Origin of the sequence: Psychrobacter immobilis (genome assembly GCF_904846235.1) — a bacterium.
Taxonomy (GTDB): Bacteria; Pseudomonadota; Gammaproteobacteria; order Pseudomonadales; family Moraxellaceae; genus Psychrobacter; species Psychrobacter immobilis_C.
In genome coordinates, this window is the sequence record NZ_CAJGZN010000012.1 from 1 (window position 1) to 13661 (window position 13661).

At 41.7% G+C, this 13661-nt stretch carries 13 protein-coding genes; 12 read left to right on the plus strand and 1 reads right to left on the minus strand.

What is annotated here, in order from left to right:
• Positions 1-306: 306 nt before the first annotated feature.
• From JMX07_RS09030 to JMX07_RS09080, 11 genes are all read left to right on the plus strand, one after another.
• Complete coding sequence (locus JMX07_RS09030; protein ID WP_201607540.1) at positions 307-954, plus strand: hypothetical protein; 648 nt, start codon at positions 307-309, stop codon at positions 952-954.
• A 140-nt stretch (positions 955-1094) separates the two neighbouring features.
• On the plus strand, positions 1095-1613 hold the full coding sequence (locus JMX07_RS09035; protein WP_201607541.1) for a BLUF domain-containing protein: 519 nt from the start codon (positions 1095-1097) through the stop codon (positions 1611-1613).
• A gap of 57 nt (positions 1614-1670) precedes the next feature.
• Entirely contained in the window at positions 1671-2108 is a 438-nt protein-coding gene (locus JMX07_RS09040) for a BLUF domain-containing protein (RefSeq protein WP_201607542.1), read from the plus strand.
• A 346-nt stretch (positions 2109-2454) separates the two neighbouring features.
• Positions 2455-2778, plus strand: a complete 324-nt coding sequence (locus JMX07_RS09045) for an H-NS family nucleoid-associated regulatory protein (RefSeq protein WP_201607544.1) — start codon at positions 2455-2457, stop codon at positions 2776-2778.
• A 229-nt stretch (positions 2779-3007) separates the two neighbouring features.
• Positions 3008-3853 carry a type II secretion system protein N gene (gene gspN, locus JMX07_RS09050; RefSeq protein WP_201607545.1) on the plus strand — a complete coding sequence of 282 codons (846 nt, stop codon included), beginning with the start codon at positions 3008-3010 and terminating at the stop codon, positions 3851-3853.
• Positions 3854-4759, plus strand: a complete 906-nt coding sequence (locus JMX07_RS09055) for a type II secretion system protein N (RefSeq protein WP_201607546.1) — start codon at positions 3854-3856, stop codon at positions 4757-4759.
• A 77-nt stretch (positions 4760-4836) separates the two neighbouring features.
• Positions 4837-7083, plus strand: coding sequence for a type II secretion system secretin GspD (gene gspD, locus JMX07_RS09060; RefSeq protein ID WP_165596936.1), 2247 nt, complete (start codon positions 4837-4839; stop codon positions 7081-7083).
• Between the two features lie 204 nt (positions 7084-7287).
• A complete protein-coding gene (locus tag JMX07_RS09065; RefSeq protein WP_201607547.1) occupies positions 7288-7464 on the plus strand; it encodes a hypothetical protein in 177 nt (58 codons plus the stop codon).
• 244 nt (positions 7465-7708) lie between these two features.
• Positions 7709-8641: a TatD family hydrolase gene (locus JMX07_RS09070; RefSeq protein WP_201607548.1), complete on the plus strand. Its 933-nt coding sequence runs from the start codon at positions 7709-7711 to the stop codon at positions 8639-8641.
• Between the two features lie 100 nt (positions 8642-8741).
• A complete protein-coding gene (locus JMX07_RS09075) occupies positions 8742-9602 on the plus strand; it encodes a ThiF family adenylyltransferase (RefSeq protein ID WP_201607549.1) in 861 nt (286 codons plus the stop codon).
• A 30-nt stretch (positions 9603-9632) separates the two neighbouring features.
• Complete coding sequence (locus JMX07_RS09080; RefSeq protein ID WP_227684745.1) at positions 9633-11435, plus strand: GAF domain-containing hybrid sensor histidine kinase/response regulator; 1803 nt, start codon at positions 9633-9635, stop codon at positions 11433-11435.
• A gap of 158 nt (positions 11436-11593) precedes the next feature.
• Here the strand turns inward: JMX07_RS09080 and efp are convergent, their stop codons facing one another.
• Positions 11594-12166 (minus strand): elongation factor P, encoded by a 573-nt coding sequence (efp, locus tag JMX07_RS09085; RefSeq protein ID WP_160022040.1) that lies wholly within the window; start codon positions 12164-12166, stop codon positions 11594-11596.
• Positions 12167-12326: 160 nt separating this feature from the next.
• Here efp and epmB point away from each other — a divergent pair, with 160 nt between their 5' ends.
• On the plus strand, positions 12327-13334 hold the full coding sequence (gene epmB, locus JMX07_RS09090; RefSeq protein ID WP_201607553.1) for an EF-P beta-lysylation protein EpmB: 1008 nt from the start codon (positions 12327-12329) through the stop codon (positions 13332-13334).
• Positions 13335-13661 lie beyond the last annotated feature (327 nt).

Sequence of the window (13661 nt, forward strand, 5' to 3'; positions counted from 1 at the left end):
TACTCATATCTTGTTGTTTAACACTTTTAATCACTTGAGCACGGAAGTCTGCTGAATAAGTCATAATCTTTTTACTTTTCGCTTGTTTTAAAACGACTGTACCACTTTTATAAAAGATCTACTATATACTCAGCTCAAATAAAACTGCACACGATGTTAAGCATTTTTGCTGCTACTAAAAAGTTATCTAGCAATAAATACGAATCAATTAAAGTTCGATCATGTGACGGTTTAAAACATAAAATTATTTGGGTTGGCATCTTACAGGCAGGGTGCTTATCTGACTGCCAGTACAGAGTATAAAGAATGAATGACGGTGATGTGTTTCGCAAAAGTGATGTGGGTAGAGAAGAGATAAAGTCTCAAAGTCTTGGTGTATTACCAAGAGAGGCAAGAACGTTGTTGATTATGATCGACGGTAAGCGAACCTACCAAAACTACCTAGATACACTCGATAATAGCAAAATGTTTGCTGACTTTGGTGGTGTTGCACCTCTATTCGAGCTGCTTTTAGAGCTCGAGTGTATCGAAGTGGCGAATACCACGAATACGCGTGCCCGTATCCAGATAGAACCTCAAACATCTAGCAGCACGCAAGTGCCAGAGATCTTGCGATCTCAACCAACACAAAACTCGTTTGATACCAGTACCGAGACAGAATTCGATCGTACTTTTAATAGTAAATCACCTAGCAACGTTATAGACGCTGGTAAAAAATCGCTAGGCGGTATTTTTAAGTCAAAAGTATCTGATAGCAATTATGGAACGATAAAATCGGACTTGGCGACTTATATCGAAAAAAACGCCCCACCTGCGGAGGCTTGGGGTTACCTGTTAAGTTTGGAGCAGTGCAACGACAGCTCGCAATTGCTGCGATTGGCACAAGAGATACAAAAGAGCAGCAACGCAAATTTATCACGCGGTATGAATGAGTTTATCAAAAGAACTCAGTAGCAGAGTGGATAAAACAACTGGCTCGTTATCAAAAGTAAATAAGCTGTCTTTGCTTATCGGGCTATCAAATGTGTAAAAACTATTAAATATCTACAAGCTATTAAATATTTACAAGCCTAACAAACTAATTGGAAAAACCTATGGAATCAGTCGATCTTTCAGAGTCAAATCGTCAAAAAATGCAACATGGAGAGCATCTCATTGTACGTTTGACTTATATTAGCCGTTATAACAATGATAATCTCAACGGTGAGGTGACTCGTATTCTTGAGCAAGCGCAGCAAAACAACGAGCGCAATGGCATTACTGGTGCTCTGGTATTTAACCACAACTACTTTTTGCAGAGTATTGAAGGGGCAAGACCAGTGATCAATGCACTGCTTAGAAAACTCGTCCAAGACGATCGCCACCATTCTTTACAGATCGTTGAGTGCCGCGAAGTTGATCAGCGTCACTGGAACAAATGGTCAATGAAATACTTGATTCCAAGCGATGAGAACAAAGGGATTGCTCTGAAGTTTTCGACAGGTAATGAGTTCAACCCTTACCTGATGAGTACCAACCAAATTATGATGTTGATTGATACGTTATCGGAGCTTCAAGAGCAAGAAGGTCAGCGTACTTCTCAAAAGAAAAAACCTTGGTATGCTTTTGGCTAATTGGTTGATGCCTATAGAGTCTACCTGCTTCTATAACTTTTTTATAAGAGAAAAAATATGACATCAGTAAATACAGATGCTCACATCTTAATGAGCATGACCTATGCCAGTCGCGCAAACCCAGATGTATCGGCTACTGACTTCAATGAGATATTACAGCAAGCACAGATCAATAACGCCGCCAACGGCATTACTGGCATGCTGACATTTAATAAAGATTATTTTTTGCAGACCGTAGAAGGTCCAAGAGCGCAAATTAATCGTTTGCTATATAGCCTGATTGCTGATGAGCGTCATTACGATTTACAGGTTATTGAAACGCGAGAATTAAAGCACAGAGAATGGTCAAAGTGGTCTATGAATTACGCATCTCCAACCGAAGAGAACGCTGCTGTGTATCTAAAATACTCTACTACGAATGGGTTCAATCCGTATTTGTTGAATGCTGACTCTGCCAATGGCTTGATGAATGAGCTGAGTGCTCAAAAAGGTTAGATAAAATATCTGGGTCTCGATAGCAGTCAAATACCCTAGAGTTAATCAAAAAATATTTTGAGATAATAATTAGGATAACAGTCGATTGATTTTTATTATATCTAGTATAATGAATATTTGTTGTGACCAACAATGCTTCATTGCCAATAACGCTCAATTGATAGTATGACAAGATATCAAAACAGCAACGAATGATTTTTAATCAATGAATGATCAAGCAAATTTTCGAAGATACGATATTGATTTAGTTACAAATAGAGTTAATGATGAATGAACATTCATTCAGGTTCTCAATAGGAATGATAGCTCTATTGAGGTGAATAACTTTTATACAATTGGATTTATTATGAGCAAAAACAACGCAATTGATTTAGACAACCTAAACGTAGACGAGCTACGTGCTATTACTGAAAATGCACAACAGCTTATCGCCAAAAAACAGCACCAGCGTTTATATGACGCTTATATGCAGTTCGAAAAAATCGCAAAAGAGAGCAATGCGACTATCGAAGAGATCCTAAAAGCTGGTGAGACGTTAGAGAAGAAACGCAGTATCAAGTACCGCAATGGGGACAATAACGAAGAGACTTGGACTGGTCGCGGACGTAAACCAACGTGGTTGGTTGAAGCCCTAGCAGCAGGTCGTGATCTTGAAGACTTTGCGATCTAATGGTGTAGACCTAGGCCGCCATACAGCACGCAGACGAGCTTAGCAATCTTGTAGATAGTGGTTTATTTACAAGTATTTAGTTGTAATTGACACGGCACCACAAAATAGAAAAGCCAGTATCTATGTTGCCAGTATTTTGGCAAAAAGATACTGGCTTTTTTTCTGTCATCTATAGGCCATTGTTTGTTATGATAATGACGTTTTGGTCTTATATAAGAGTTGTGCAACTGTGGCCCAAGTATCTGAGTTGTCTCATAAACGTCCTCGTAAGCTTTGGTGGCTGATCGGGTTCGTATTGTTTGCACTATTTGCCGTATTGCAGATGCCAGCGGCGTGGCTACTTGAGAAATACGCGCCCAATACCCCATATGTACAGCATGTATCAGGAAATGTCTGGCAGGGCTCTGCTATCTGGCAACTTCCCATATCATCGACACCGCTCATAGGTATGGCCGACTGGTCGTGGCAGCCATGGCAACTGCTCACAGGCAAGCTTGGCGCAGATATCAACATAAAATCAGAACAGACAAGACTTAATGGACAGGTAAAGCTTGGTTTTAACTCATGGCAAGTCGACGATATGAGTGGGAAAATCGCGCCTGAGACTCTAAAAAGTGTCGTTGACTGGCAATTACCTAACACGCCCATTCAGGTCAATGGCGTCTCATTGACGCGTCTATCTGATGACTCTGACAACAATGTATCATCAGAATCTCCTAACAGCGCATCTGCTCAAAGTACTACTGGATTCAGTGCTGCAGAGGGACAGCTGACTTGGGTAGGCGGCGAGGTGGGCTATCCAAGTGGTGGTAAGGTTTTTTATCTGACTATGCCTGCATTACGCGCTGAGCTGAGTGCAGAGCAAAAAAACAATAGAAACCTGTTGCATATCAACCTGTTGAATAATCAAGATAAGCGTCTGGGTGATCTGTATATAGATGGTGATAATATGCTAGATGTCAGTCTGACTCAGCGCTTGCTAGAGAACATGCCTGAGTATAAAGGACAAGCCCCTCAAGATACGCCAGTTGTCAGTGTGCGCCAGCCAATGTTAGCTGGTCTGGGGGCGAACTAAATGCTTAATATCGCCGCAAGCTTAAAACCTGTTATCAATACTCTCAATCGCCTTTCAGCTTGGCTATTATTGTTAGCTATTGCTTGGCTATGCTGGACAGCCGCTCGTCTTTTATGGTTGTTATTAGCAGCGCCTTTAGCACCTGCATTACCGCTAGCCCCTTTGCAAAATAATGCAAAGTCCACCAATGATTATAGTAGTTTGTTTGCGATATTTGCTGATCCTGATCCCATTGCAGCGGCAGTCCAGCCACCGCCCAACGTTGAGCTCAAAGGGGTACTGCTGGCGTTACCTGATAGTATGTCTTCGGCATTACTGAATATCAATGGTGAAGTCAAAAATTACCGCATCGGTGATGGACTAAAGGACAGTGATTATACGCTCGTGGCTGTTGATTGGAATTCAGTCATCATCGCTGATGCTAACGATAAAGAAACCGTTATTAAAATGCCAGAGGCGATGCCATTAGATCAAAGTGATATGCTAGCAAGCGGAATAAGTAATCAGCGTTTGCCAAACAATAGCATGTTGCCTACAGCGCCCCAGCCAGTACAAAATGCTGTTCCTGAGGTAGAAGGGACAACTGGCGCAGACACTTCAAAAAGTCCACAGTCGGCTATCGAAGAAGCGGTTACGGCTTTGCAAGAAAACCCTGCCAGTTATCTAAGTAGAATGGGGGTGATGGCATCGGGCGAGAGCTACCAAGTCACAGCGGCGATGCCTGCTGGCCTACGTAATCGTTTAGGGCTTGAGCCAGGCGATAAGGTACTGACCGTCAACGGACAGAGCGTGGGTAATAACCCAGCGCAAGATGCTGGTGTACTTCAGCAAGTACAGCAAGCAGGTGAAGCGCAGATAGAGGTTCAACGTGGTGAGCAAGTTATTACGATTCGCCAGCAGTTCTAGCAAGGTAGGTTTTTAGCAAAATTGCTCCTTAAAAATTCAGCACATAGTAAGCAATATCACTGTAGGTAATCATCAATATGGTAAGTTTTCAGAATTTTTCAGCCACGCCTTTGTACTGTAGCCTGCAGCGTTTGATGCGCCTGTGTCGTCCACTTTGTCTAGCAGTGCCATTATGGGCTGCTGGTATTGGTCTTGCCAATGCTGAGAGCTGGAAAGTTAATCTACAAGATGCTGATATCAAAGCCTTTATCAATGAGGTCGCGACCATCACGGATCAAAACTTTGTACTTGATCCGCGTATCAATGGCAACGTCACGGTCATCTCCAATAAAGCCCTGTCCCGTGATGAGATTTATCAGCTATTTCTGAGCGTGATGCAAGTGAATGGTATCGCTGCGATTGAATCGGGAACGACGACAAAACTGGTGCCAGATAATATTGCTAAGCAATCTGGTGTGGCGGTTGATTTACGCGGTGATAGTGTTGGCGAATCGCTCGCCACTCGAGTTATTTATTTGACCAATACCCAAGCTGCAGAAGTATTAGGTGTTATTCGCCCATTGATGCCGCAGTCAGCTCACGCGGCCGCTGTACCTGGTGTCAATGCGCTAGTATTGTCCGATCGAGCAGACAGTCTTAATCAGCTGACAGCTCTTATCCGTGACTTAGACAGTAATGTAAATGACAGTTTGCAAGTGATACCACTACGCCACGTCGATGCCGAACGTATGATGGAGTTGATTAGCGCCTTAGTCTCAAGTGCGGGTAGCGGGCAAGCTCAAGGTGGCAACAATCAGCTAAAGGTGATTGCTGATACGTCAAGCGATAGACTGCTAGTCAAAGGCAGTCCTGAAATGATTGCTAAAGTCCAAGAAATGGTCAATCAGTTGGATACCACGCCGACCAGACGTTTAAGTGGTCTACGTGTCTTTCGATTAAAGTATGCTAGTGCTGGTCATATCGCCGATATGTTACGCGGTTTACTCGCTAACCAATCTATCAATAGTGCTGGCGCGACCTCGACACTAGAATCAGCCTCACTAAATGATGTAAGCAGCACAGGCGCTGCAATTAATAATGCAGCTAGCGATAGCCTTGGTAGTAGCAGTGCGGCCGCTGTCTCGACTAGCAGCACAAGCGGAACAAGCACAGGGGTGGGCGGTCGTCCGTTTAGTATTATCGCTGATGAAACTCAAAATGCCGTTATCGTTAACGCCGCACCTGAGCTCATGTTCGAGATTGAAGATGCAGTCAACCAATTAGACAGTCGCCGCGCACAAGTATTAATTCAAGCTGCCATTGTTGAAGTGTCAGGCGATGATGCCACCCAGCTAGGTGTTCAGTGGGCGCTAGGTAACGCCAATAGTGGCTATGGAGTGGTCAACTTTAACAATGTGGGGGCGAGCGCAACGACGCTTGCGGCGGCTGCTTTAGCAGGGACAAGTACGGCAGGCATTAGCGCTGCGGCCAGCTCTATCGCAGGTGCATTGATAGGAATTGGAGACAGTCGTAAAGACAGTCAGGGCAATACAGAGTTTTATGGTGCTATTTTACAGGCGCTTGACTCATCTACCAGTGCCAACTTGCTATCCATGCCATCGATTTTGACATTGGATAATGAAAAAGCCAGTATCTTAGTTGGTCAAAACGTACCTTTTGTTACGGGTTCTTTTACTACCAGTGGCAATAACTCAAACAACCCATTTCAGACAATTGATCGCCAAGACATTGGTATTAATCTGAATGTCATTCCTCATATTGGTGACAATGGCACAGTACGATTAGAGGTATCGCAAGAAGTCTCGTCAGTCGTGCCAGGTAGTACGGGTAATGCCAGTGGGCTAATTACCAATAAAAGCCTTATTAATACGACCATTCTAGCGGATGATCAGCAGACGATTGCCTTGGGCGGATTAATGCGTGATAACACCACCACACGTCAACAGAAAGTTCCTGGACTGGGTAATGTTCCAGTCATCGGTAGACTCTTTCGTTCTGACAATGACAGCACCCAAAAGAGCAATTTGATTATCTTTTTACAGCCGACTATCCTACGTGATGGCGGCGCGGTAGCGAGTGTGACTGAACGCAAGTTCAATCAAATGCGAGTGTTGCAGTTGGTCATTGATAAAAACGGTACGATTAAGCAGTTACCATTGAGCGGCACTGAAGGTTGGAATGGTAATGTCAGTGCAGATTACGAGCTTATGCCGCTCAATCCCCTTATCCCTAAACGTGATCAAGCGCCAAAATCTACTTCGCAAGGTTTTACGAGAGTAGATAGTCCTAATAGCGGTATCACGACCTATCCTCTTAATCGTTAAAATATTAGCTCTATATATAACGGTTAATATGATTCAACCGACATAAATTAATGTACGATGTGATAGATAATAGTTACATCGTACATTAGCTTGCGTATTCATAACACAGATAAACATAGCTGCTTTTATATTTGAGTATATTGGTTACTAATAGAATAATGAATTACGTATCTTACTTTCCACGACAGTAAATCAGAAGCTAAAATGACAGATGATAAAAATACAAAAAAATGGCTTTTACTAAGTGTGGCTGCAACTGCACTATTACTCATCCCTAGGCGCAGTAGTCGAAAGGACAATACGAAGACAGTAAATAATCATAATACCGTATCTAAAGGTAATGATATCAATGATGCTCGTGAAAGTGCAGCTAATAAATAGAAGCTAGTAATTAGAAAATAGAAGCTCAATAATGCGTCTATAGCAATATTCTTATATAAAAATACTTATATAGTAGACCTCTTGCAAAAGTACCAGTTCATTGACTTCCACTGACGGAGTCACAAGGGCTGGCGATGACTTATGCAAGAAGTCTAGTAAAAATTGCTTAGTGTTTATTACTCAATTCTATGTTCTGAAAAGTCAGTTTTGGAGTTTATTAATGTGTGGCAACAAATCAGTGAATATGGCTGAGAGAACAAACGCTAGAGAAGCTTTAGAAAATGTCTATCCTCTTATAGATACGCATACACATTTTGATGCTCCAGTGTTCGACAATGATCGCAGACAACAGGTAGAGCAGGCTTATAGTCAAGGTGTCCGTCACTTAGTGCTAGTAGGTTATTTATACCAGTATTTTGATCGAATGTATGATACTCAAGACTTTATCAATAAACTGTCACAGTCGTCTGCGACCAAGGCAAACAACCAAGATAAATGCAATGTTACAGCCCATATCGCACTTGGCTTACACCCATTTTATATTGAGCAGCATACTGACGATCATTTGATACAACTTGAGCAAATGGTGATAGAGCGTCGTCCATTAGCTATTGGTGAGATTGGATTAGACACCTTTACCGATGCAATGAAGCAGCCTGATATGTTTGCTAAACAAAAAAGGTTCTTTGCGGCGCAGTTGGATATAGCAGTAACCCACAATCTGCCAGTGATGCTGCATATTCGTAAAGCGCATGCTGAAGCGCTCGCAATATTAAAAGCGCATAAATACGATGCGCATAAATTAGGTGGTATTGCCCATAGCTTTAGCGGGGGCGAACAAGAGGCGGAGGCTTTTGTAAAATTAGGGTTTAAGCTTGGTGTCACGGGTCAGATTACCAACCTGAATGCCAAAAAACTGCGCCGTGCTATTCAAGTAGCAGTTGAGAGTCATGGTATCAAATGCTTGGTCATTGAAACGGATTGTCCAGATATGACACCTACTATGTGTCAGACAGCGGATGATACTGATTCACATAATAGAAATGTACCAGCCAATCTGCCATGGGTATTATCAAGCTTGAGTGAGCTATTAGAAATACCACATGATAAACTTGCTAAGCAATTGTGGCAAAATAGCTGTGATGCTCTAAAAGTAGACTGGGCTTATTCAATGTAACTGTGCTATTGATAAGAAAAGCATCGTTGTAATTAGAAGCTAAAAGGTATGAGCCGTATAAATGACAACCAAAATATTTGAAAAGAGAATTTGATCTGTTATGAGTGACACGCGACAATTTGAACAACCAGAATCCGTCGAAGACAGTCTTGCACAAGATGGATTAAACCAACAGGATGAGCAGTACGATCGTCGTTTTCAAGGTACACGGACACTATATGGTACCTCTGCGGTTGATACTTTTTCGGCAGCTCATGTCTATATTATTGGTGTGGGAGGGGTGGGCTCTTGGGCAGCAGAGGCGCTGGCTCGGACAGCAGTGGGAACGATTACGCTGATTGATTTGGATGTATTGGTTGCTTCTAATATCAATCGCCAACTGCCTGCATTGGACAGCACATTTGGTCAAAGTAAAATTGAAGCAATGGCAACTCGTATTAGAGAAATTAATCCCACAGTAACCTTAAATTTAGTCGATGACTTTTTGACAGTAGATAACGTCGCCACACTCCTACCAAGTCGTGAAGCAGTCAGATCTGCCACTGCTCAGGGGAGACCGATTGTTATTTTAGATTGTGTAGACGATATGAATGCTAAATTAGCAATCGCTTTACACTGTCGTTTTAATAAACTAAAGTTGGTCTGTGCGGGCGGTGCAGGTGGTAAGATAGATCCAAGTCAGATTAGAGTAAGTGATTTGCGTGATTGTTATCAAGACCCACTACTAGCAAAGCTACGTAACAAGTTACGCCACGAAAAAGGCATTAATAGTGCTTTAAAAGAAAAATTTGGTATCAAATGTGTCTATTCGACAGAGCCGCCAATTGTAGATAAAAGCTGTCAGACAGGTGGTCTGCAGTGCGGTGGTTATGGCTCAGCAGTGGTCGTTACGTCAGTGGTGGCGATGATTATGGTGAGTGAAGCATTACAATTATTAATAAGACAGACGAGTCGTAACTAATACGTCTGATATTATTTAATGGAGTTTACCTTGTCTATATCTAACTCACCTCAGCAGAGCTACCCTGTCGCGGTAGATGAATTAGAACGTGTCAACAAGCTAAAGAAGTACCAGGTACTCAACGAAGATGATGAGCCTGCGTTCGATCGACTGGTTGCACTTGCAAAACTGTTTTTTGATGTGCCAGTCGTTACGATCACTTTTATGGATGAGGAAACACAGTATTTAAAACCAGCTTGTAAATTTGATAGTGAACCTGAAAGTGTATGCACGACATCACGTGACATTGCTTTTTGTAACTATACGATATTGTCCGATGACGTTTTTATAGTGCCAGATACTTGGAACGACGATCGCTTTAGCCAGAATCCCATGGTCACAGGTTCTCCATATTTACGATTTTATGTTGGTGCTCCTATTATCTTATATGAAGACAATAAAAGGTATCGTCTAGGTACTTTATGCCTTATGGATACGAAACCTAATCATAGTTTTAGTGAGCAACAATCAGAGATCTTGGCAGAGTTTGCAAAAATGGCAGCTGATGCTTTGCAGTTGCAAGATAAGCAGCGTGATGCTAAGCGTGCTAATGAGATGAAATCGAGCTTTTTGGCTAATATGAGTCATGAGATTCGTACACCGATGAATGGTATTATCGGTATGGTAGAGATGTTAGGCGATACCGAACTCAGTAGCGAACAGCGAGAATACGTTGATAACATTAAAGTCTCCAATGAGCATTTGATGGTCATCATTAATGGTATTTTGGACTTATCGAAGGTTGAGTCTGGAAAAATGACGATTGATTCTATTCCATTGAATTTATCTAGCTTATGTAATGAGGTCGTCAGTTTGTTTGCGATTAAGGCACGTCAAAGAGGCCTGACCTTAGATTATCATTATACTGAAACACTATCACCTTATGTAAACGGTGATCCTGTACGTCTAAAACAGATTATTGCAAACTTGGTCAATAACGCGATTAAATTCACGCGTGAAGGTGGTCAAGTAAGTATCGATGTTAAACATATGGACAATTGCTACTGTCCAAATAACATTAACGAAAAATTCGTGAGTACGAGTCAAGAAAAAGAAGCAAGCAAAATAGAATGCGATGAAACTGGTCAGAATATAACTTTGTGTATAGAAGTGAAAGATACGGGTGTTGGTATCAAAGAAGAGTCGTTAGAGGCGATATTTGACGCTTATGACCAAGCAAATAAATTTACTCATCGTATTTACGGTGGTACCGGACTTGGACTGTCTGTTTGTAAGTCTCTGGTCGATTTGATGGGTGGTCGTATTCATGTAAATAGTGAAGTAGGAGTCGGTACGACATTTAGTGTTTTATTACCGTTAACTACTATTGACGAAGACAAGTATGAGGTATGGCAAGACTCTAACGATATGACGATGATTGAACCTACGCATGAGCGGTCTGGCCATATCTTGTTGGTCGAGGATGATGCTGTCAATGCGATTATAGCCAAAAAATCATTAACCAGCAGTGGTCATACTGTCACCCATGTTACGGATGGTCAGCAAGCAATTGAAGCTTTTGCTTTATTTCCTGACCGTTATGATGTGATATTGATGGATCATCATATGCCGATTATGGATGGAGTACAGGCAACTATCAAATTGCATGAATTGTATGATCCTCAAGTATTGCCGCCCATTATTGCTCTAACTGCCAATGCAATGGACGGCGAGCGTGAGAAATATCTGAAAGTTGGTATGCAGGACTATTGCACCAAACCTTTTAAGCAAGAGCAGCTAAATGCCTTGGTACAGTATTGGCTGATACAAAAGCAATCATTGGAAGAAGAGTAACTTACTAAATATTAGTATTGGCGCCATTGATTAGCATTTTAATGTAACTATGATCGGTAAATATAAAAAAAGCTTAACCGCCTATATGGTGGTTAAGCTTTTTTATTGATGATAAAGATATCAGTAAATATCAACTACCAGTCATGTTTAGAGCGATATTAGTTCACGCGAGTTTGGTAGTCGCCAGTACGCGTATCAACACGTACCACTTCACCTTGTTGCACGAATAATGGTACACGTACAACAGCACCTGTCTCTAATTTAGCAGGTTTGCCACCACCGCCTGAAGTATCGCCGCGTACGCCAGGATCTGTTTCTACAATTTCTAACTCAACGAAGTTAGGCGGCGTGACTGACAGAGGAGCGCCATTAAATAACGTAATGGTACATAGAGCATTACTGTTTTCTTTTAACCACTTGATTGAATCACTCATTGCGTTTTTGTCCGCTTGAATCTGCTCAAAGCTCTCAGGATGCATAAAATGCCAAAACTCGCCATCGTTGTATAGATAGTTCATTTCAGTATCCATCACATCAGCAGCTTCTAGGCTGTCACCTGATTTGAAAGTTTGTTCCAGTACTTTGCCACTACGAAGATTGCGCAACTTAACACGGTTAAAGGCTTGACCTTTACCAGGTTTGACAAACTCGTTTTCAAGAATGGCACAAGGGTTGCCATCAAGCATCACTTTTAGACCAGCTTTAAATTCATTAGTAGAAAAACTTGCCACAAGAAACTCCTAGGGGTTGTAAATATAATAGTAAGACATAGGGCTGACTGTACCAAAATTTTCTGTTATGCCAAGTATTTACGGATTAACGAGGATACTTTGATAGGCTAGACATTAAGGGCGTATAATATCGGATTTTGGGCACAGGTAATAGGCTGTCATGATAAACCATTTAATCACACAAAAAAACTGGCAAACGCAATTATCGGAAGCTATTACATCTGTTGATGAGCTATTGAGTATTCTGCAGCTTGAATCAATGCGTGCAGAAGTTTACGTACCTAAGCATTTTGAACTGCGTGTGCCGCGTGGCTTTGTGACAAAAATGGCTATTGGCGACCGTAATGATCCCCTGCTTAAACAAGTGTTGCCAGATCAGCAAGAGCAGATTAACGTCACAGGCTACGTAGCAGATCCGCTAAGCGAAAACACTCAAAATCCTGTAAAAGGCTTGCTTCATAAATATCAGTCAAGAGTATTGTTAACAATTACAGGTGCGTGCGCTATTCACTGCCGTTACTGCTTTCGCCAGCATTTTGACTATAGTGCCAACATGCCAACTGCCGATGCAAAAGAAAATATCATCAACTATATTAATGCAAATCCTGAGGTCAATGAGGTGATTTTGAGTGGTGGTGACCCACTAAATGTGACCAATCGACGTTTGTTTTCATGGTTAGATACTTTGGAGTCTCTTCCGCAGATTACTACCATTCGGCTGCATACGCGTTTGCCATTGGTGATACCCGCACGCTTGGACGCTGCATTGTTAGAGAGGTTATCTCAAAGCCGCTGCCATATTGTCATGGTCATTCACTGTAATCATGCCAATGAGCTAGATGCACCAACTGCTGAGTATTTGCAACGTGCTAGAGCAGCTGGAGTTACGCTATTAAACCAAGCCGTGTTGCTAAAAGGTGTCAACGATACCCTTAACGCGCAAGTACAGCTTAGTCAGCGTTTGTTTGCTTCTGGCGTACTACCATATTATTTATATGTGTTGGACAAGGTGGCTGGTGCGGCACATTTTGATAGTAGTGAGCAAGCAGCGATTGAGCTTTATTGGTCATTGCTAGCATCATTGCCAGGCTATCTTGTCCCTAAGTTGGTTAGAGAGTTACCGAATAGACCTTTTAAAGTGCCGATTGATATTTACAGCAATAGCTAATGTAGGGCACTATATCAATTTAGGAGAATTAGTAAACAAAGAGCGGCTCTTAAAAAAGATACGGATAGTATCTTTAAAAACGAAGATCTAGGATTTATGCTTTTTTATAAGTATAAATAGATATATGATTGGAACAGAATATAGGCTGTCTGTATGTAATCTAACTAAAAAGCATATAACGTTAACTACAAGACTTTGAAAATATGCAGGTATTGTCAGAGCGTACTACTAGATTTAGGCTCACAATAAATAGATATCATCACTTTTCTATAGTCGAGCTTAACAAACATTTTTTATGCCATACATGTATTTGTACTGCTGCATATT

Bases quoted from the DNA above. Each gene is read 5' to 3' on its own strand.
- epmB (WP_201607553.1), top strand. From the start codon at position 12,327: ATGATAAACCATTTAATCACACAAAAAAACTGGCAAACGCAATTATCG.
- JMX07_RS09040 (WP_201607542.1), top strand. From the start codon at position 1,671: ATGACATCAGTAAATACAGATGCTCACATCTTAATGAGCATGACCTAT.
- JMX07_RS09035 (WP_201607541.1), top strand. From the start codon at position 1,095: ATGGAATCAGTCGATCTTTCAGAGTCAAATCGTCAAAAAATGCAACAT.
- gspD (WP_165596936.1), top strand. From the start codon at position 4,837: ATGGTAAGTTTTCAGAATTTTTCAGCCACGCCTTTGTACTGTAGCCTG.
- JMX07_RS09065 (WP_201607547.1), top strand. From the start codon at position 7,288: ATGACAGATGATAAAAATACAAAAAAATGGCTTTTACTAAGTGTGGCT.
- JMX07_RS09075 (WP_201607549.1), top strand. From the start codon at position 8,742: ATGAGTGACACGCGACAATTTGAACAACCAGAATCCGTCGAAGACAGT.
- JMX07_RS09045 (WP_201607544.1), top strand. From the start codon at position 2,455: ATGAGCAAAAACAACGCAATTGATTTAGACAACCTAAACGTAGACGAG.
- JMX07_RS09070 (WP_201607548.1), top strand. From the start codon at position 7,709: ATGGCTGAGAGAACAAACGCTAGAGAAGCTTTAGAAAATGTCTATCCT.
- JMX07_RS09030 (WP_201607540.1), top strand. From the start codon at position 307: ATGAATGACGGTGATGTGTTTCGCAAAAGTGATGTGGGTAGAGAAGAG.
- JMX07_RS09055 (WP_201607546.1), top strand. From the start codon at position 3,854: ATGCTTAATATCGCCGCAAGCTTAAAACCTGTTATCAATACTCTCAAT.